The organism is Pseudomonas sp., from assembly GCF_041601375.1.
In the GTDB taxonomy this organism is placed as follows: Bacteria; Pseudomonadota; Gammaproteobacteria; order Pseudomonadales; family Pseudomonadaceae; genus Aquipseudomonas.
Window position 1 is genome coordinate 1 of the sequence record NZ_JBFIIG010000279.1, and the last position, 3,484, is coordinate 3,484.

At 64.4% G+C, this 3,484-nt stretch carries 4 protein-coding genes; 3 read left to right on the forward strand and 1 reads right to left on the reverse strand.

Going from position 1 to position 3,484, the window contains the following annotated elements; translation table 11 throughout:
* The 3 genes from ftsH to ABZE94_RS20980 all read left to right on the forward strand — a co-directional run.
* Positions 1–1,664: ATP-dependent zinc metalloprotease FtsH (gene ftsH, locus ABZE94_RS20970; protein ID WP_372878095.1), on the forward strand; the 1,664-nt coding region annotated here is incomplete at its 5' end.
* A 22-nt stretch (positions 1,665–1,686) separates the two neighbouring features.
* Positions 1,687–2,247: a phosphoribosyltransferase family protein gene (locus tag ABZE94_RS20975; protein ID WP_372878097.1), complete on the forward strand. Its 561-nt coding sequence runs from the start codon at positions 1,687–1,689 to the stop codon at positions 2,245–2,247.
* Between the two features lie 196 nt (positions 2,248–2,443).
* On the forward strand, positions 2,444–2,938 hold the full coding sequence (locus ABZE94_RS20980; protein WP_372878099.1) for a BCAM0308 family protein: 495 nt from the start codon (positions 2,444–2,446) through the stop codon (positions 2,936–2,938).
* A gap of 241 nt (positions 2,939–3,179) precedes the next feature.
* Here the strand turns inward: ABZE94_RS20980 and ABZE94_RS20985 are convergent, their stop codons facing one another.
* Positions 3,180–3,425, reverse strand: a complete 246-nt coding sequence (locus ABZE94_RS20985; protein ID WP_372878101.1) for an acyl carrier protein — start codon at positions 3,423–3,425, stop codon at positions 3,180–3,182.
* Positions 3,426–3,484 lie beyond the last annotated feature (59 nt).

Consider the following 3,484-nt stretch of genomic DNA (forward strand, 5'->3'; position numbering starts at 1 on the left):
AACTGAGCGATCTGCGCATCGAGCAGCAGCAGATCAGCGGCAAGCTCAAGGAGCCAATCAACAACCGCAGCCAATTCGTCACCGTGCGGGTCGAGCCCGATCTGGCCGAGGCCCTGGCGCAGTCGCAGGTGAGCTTCAGTGGCACCCGCCAGGGCGGGCCGATCAGCACTCTGCTGAGCTGGCTGTTGCCCTTTATCCTGATCTTCGCCCTCTGGTCGTTCCTGTTTCGGCGTCTGGCCGAGAAACAGGGCTTTGGCGGCATGGTCAACGTCGGCAAGTCCAAGGCCAAGATTTTCGTCCAGCGCGATACCGGGGTGACCTTCGACGATGTGGCCGGCATCGACGAGGCCAAGGCCGAACTGCTCGAGGTGGTGTCCTTCCTCAAGGACCAGCCCAAGTACAGCCGCCTTGGCGCGCGGATTCCCAAGGGCATCCTGCTGGTCGGTCCGCCCGGCACCGGCAAGACCCTGGTGGCCAAGGCAGTGGCCGGCGAGGCCAGCGTGCCGTTCTTCTCCATCTCCGGCTCGGAGTTCGTCGAGATGTTCGTCGGCGTCGGCGCCGCGCGGGTGCGCGACCTGTTCGAACAGGCGCGCAAGTCCGCGCCCTGCATCATCTTCATCGACGAACTGGACGCCCTGGGCAAGATGCGCGGGGCCGGCGCCTTCGGCGGCAACGACGAGAAGGAACAGACCCTCAATCAGTTGCTCGCCGAACTGGACGGCTTCGACCCGCGCGAAGGCGTGGTCCTGCTGGCCGCCACCAACCGCCCGGAGATCCTCGACCCGGCCCTGCTGCGCGCCGGCCGCTTCGACCGCCAGATCGTCATCGACCGCCCCGACCGGCGCGGCCGGGTGGCCATCCTCAAGGTGCATGCCAAGCGCATCCAGGCCACCGCCGACCTTGACCTGGAGCGCATCGCCGGGATTACCACCGGCTTTTCCGGTGCCGACCTGGCCAACCTGATCAACGAGGCGGCCATCCTCGCCACCCGCCGCGGTGCCGACAAGGTGAGCATGGACGACTTTACCGCCGCGGTAGAACGCATCGTGGTCGGCAGCGAACGCCGCGGTCGCCTGCTCCAGCCCCACGAGCGCGAGGTGGTGGCCCACCATGAGATGGGTCACGCCCTGGCCGCGGCCAGCCTGGCGGGCATGGATCCGGTGCACAAGGTGTCGATCATCCCGCGCTCGGTCGGCGCGCTCGGCTATACCCTGCAGCGGCCTACCGAGGATCGCTTCCTGATTACCCTGGAGGAGCTGAAAAACCGCATGGTCGTGCTGCTTGCCGGGCGTGCGGCGGAAGAGCTGATCTTCAACGAGATTTCCACCGGCGCCGCCGACGACCTGGCCAAGGTCACCGACATCGCCCGGCAGATCGTCACCCGCTTCGGCATGACCGCCGAACTCGGCCAAGCCGTGCTGGAACGCCAAAGCGCCAGCTACCTGGGCGAACAGGCGATCCGCCTGCAGGAGAAAGACTACTCGGAAGAGACCGCGCGCGAGGTCGACCTCAGTGTCAGGGCCCTGATCGATGGTGCCTATGCGCGAGCCAAGGCCCTGCTGCAGAGTCGCCGCACCGAGCTGGAGCAAGGCGCCCAGTTGCTGCTGGAAAAGGAAACCCTGACCCCCGAAGAGTTCCCGGCGCTGCGCCCACTGCCGGCCTAGCATGCTGATGGAGGCAAACCCAATGCAGAGGAAATCCGCCGGGCAAAGGCTCTGCCTGTACGACAGCGAAGAACTCACCGCCATCGTGCGCGCCATGGCCATCCAGGCCGCGGCCCTGTTACCGCCCGGGCAGAGTGCGCTGGTTGGCATTCTGCGCCGTGGCGAACCCCTCGCGCGCCTGCTGCAACAACAGCTGGCGCAGCTCACCGGGCAAGCCGAATTGCCTCTGTATGCGCTCAAGGTCAAGCGCTACGCCGATGACCTCAGCCTGCTGCATGCGCAAACGGCCCTCACCGAGAGCCCCGAACTGGCCGCCCTGGACTTGTCCCGCACCACCCTGCTGGTGGTCGATGACGTGCTCTATGAAGGCCACTCGCTGTTGCGCACCTGCGCGTACCTGGCGCACCTCGGAGCCCAGCGGGTGCGTGCGGCGGTGCTGGTCGATCGCTGCGTCTGCAGCCAGCCGGTGCATGCCGATATCGTCGGCGTGCGCCTGCAGATCGCCCCCGGCGACATCATCGAATGCAACGTGCCGCCTTACGAGCAGGCGCTGCGCATCGAGGTGCTGCGCCACTACGGCTGACTGGCTGCCCTCGCGACAGCCGTGCAACACACCGCCTGTCAGTGTTGCTGCTGCGCTCGCGCCATCCGCGACCTGCTTTGCTATACATCAGGGTGTAGGGGGTGCAAAACCAGTGCAAACAGATAACAGATGTTTGCTTGTCGAGCCTGGCCCAAGCCTGCTTTCAATCCACTGTTTTCATGTAGCGGAGGATGTCATGGCCAAGTTTCACCAGAGTCAGAAAAACAACGTGTTCCTCCCCGAGCAACACGACTCAACCCTCAACCCATGCAGTGGCGGCACCGCATACTGCTCCAGGTGCAATGCACTTTATGACGCCGGCACCTGGGCCTGGAAAACCCCACAAACCCGCCTCCCCGCCGACGTGGCTCAGGTTATCTGTCCGGCCTGCCAGCGCATTGAAGACAAGGCCCCGGCGGGCACCCTGACCCTGTCAGGGGAATTCCTGAAGGCCCATCACAGCGAAATCCTCAACCTGATCCACAACACCGAGGCGCAGGAAAAGGCCGAGCACGCCATGGAACGCCTGCTCGAAGTGACGACCCTGGATGACGCCGTGCAAGTGACCACGACCGGGGTCCACCTGGCCAATCGTATCGGTCACGCCCTGGATTCGGCCTACAAAGGCGAGACGAAATACCATTACGACGATGACCAACCCTACGTCAGCATCCACTGGCACCGCGACTGAACCCGCGCGATCGCTTAGGCGCAGCCAAACACAGCGGCACTGGAGGAGACGGTTGAGCGCGCCGATAGCCATCGGCGATCGATCCATTAGCACAACCAAGATTGTTCCCAGGTTTCAGCGCGTGAATACGGTTTTGGACGCTCCGCGCCAGGGCTGAAGCTGAATGGACGCAGAGCATCCGGCGGAGCCTGGGCACGCTTGGAATGGCTGCAGGCCGTCGCATGGGTATCGCTGCGCTCAACTAGACCAGACGCGGCTCCAGGTAGGCGATCAGTGCATCGAGACTGTCCAGCTTGTGGTAGTCGGCCTCGGGGATATTCACGCCCAGACGCCGGTGCAAGGCGCCGAGAAAACGCAGCCAATCCATCGAATCGAGGTCGACCTCGTCGCGCAGCGGGCGGTTGCCGCGCAACGCCTCCGGCTCGAGTTCCGGCGCGATATGCTGCAACTCTTCGAGCACTTGCTGACGCAATTGTTGTCGATCCATTGTCATGCTCCTCAGAGGCTGTCCGGTTGCTGCAACAGACGCCGCACGTCGCCGAGAAA

Coding starts and splice junctions, on each gene's coding strand:
- ABZE94_RS20975 (WP_372878097.1), top strand. CDS start 1,687: ATGCAGAGGAAATCCGCCGGGCAAAGGCTCTGCCTGTACGACAGCGAA.
- ABZE94_RS20980 (WP_372878099.1), top strand. CDS start 2,444: ATGGCCAAGTTTCACCAGAGTCAGAAAAACAACGTGTTCCTCCCCGAG.
- ABZE94_RS20985 (WP_372878101.1), bottom strand. CDS start 3,425: ATGGATCGACAACAATTGCGTCAGCAAGTGCTCGAAGAGTTGCAGCAT.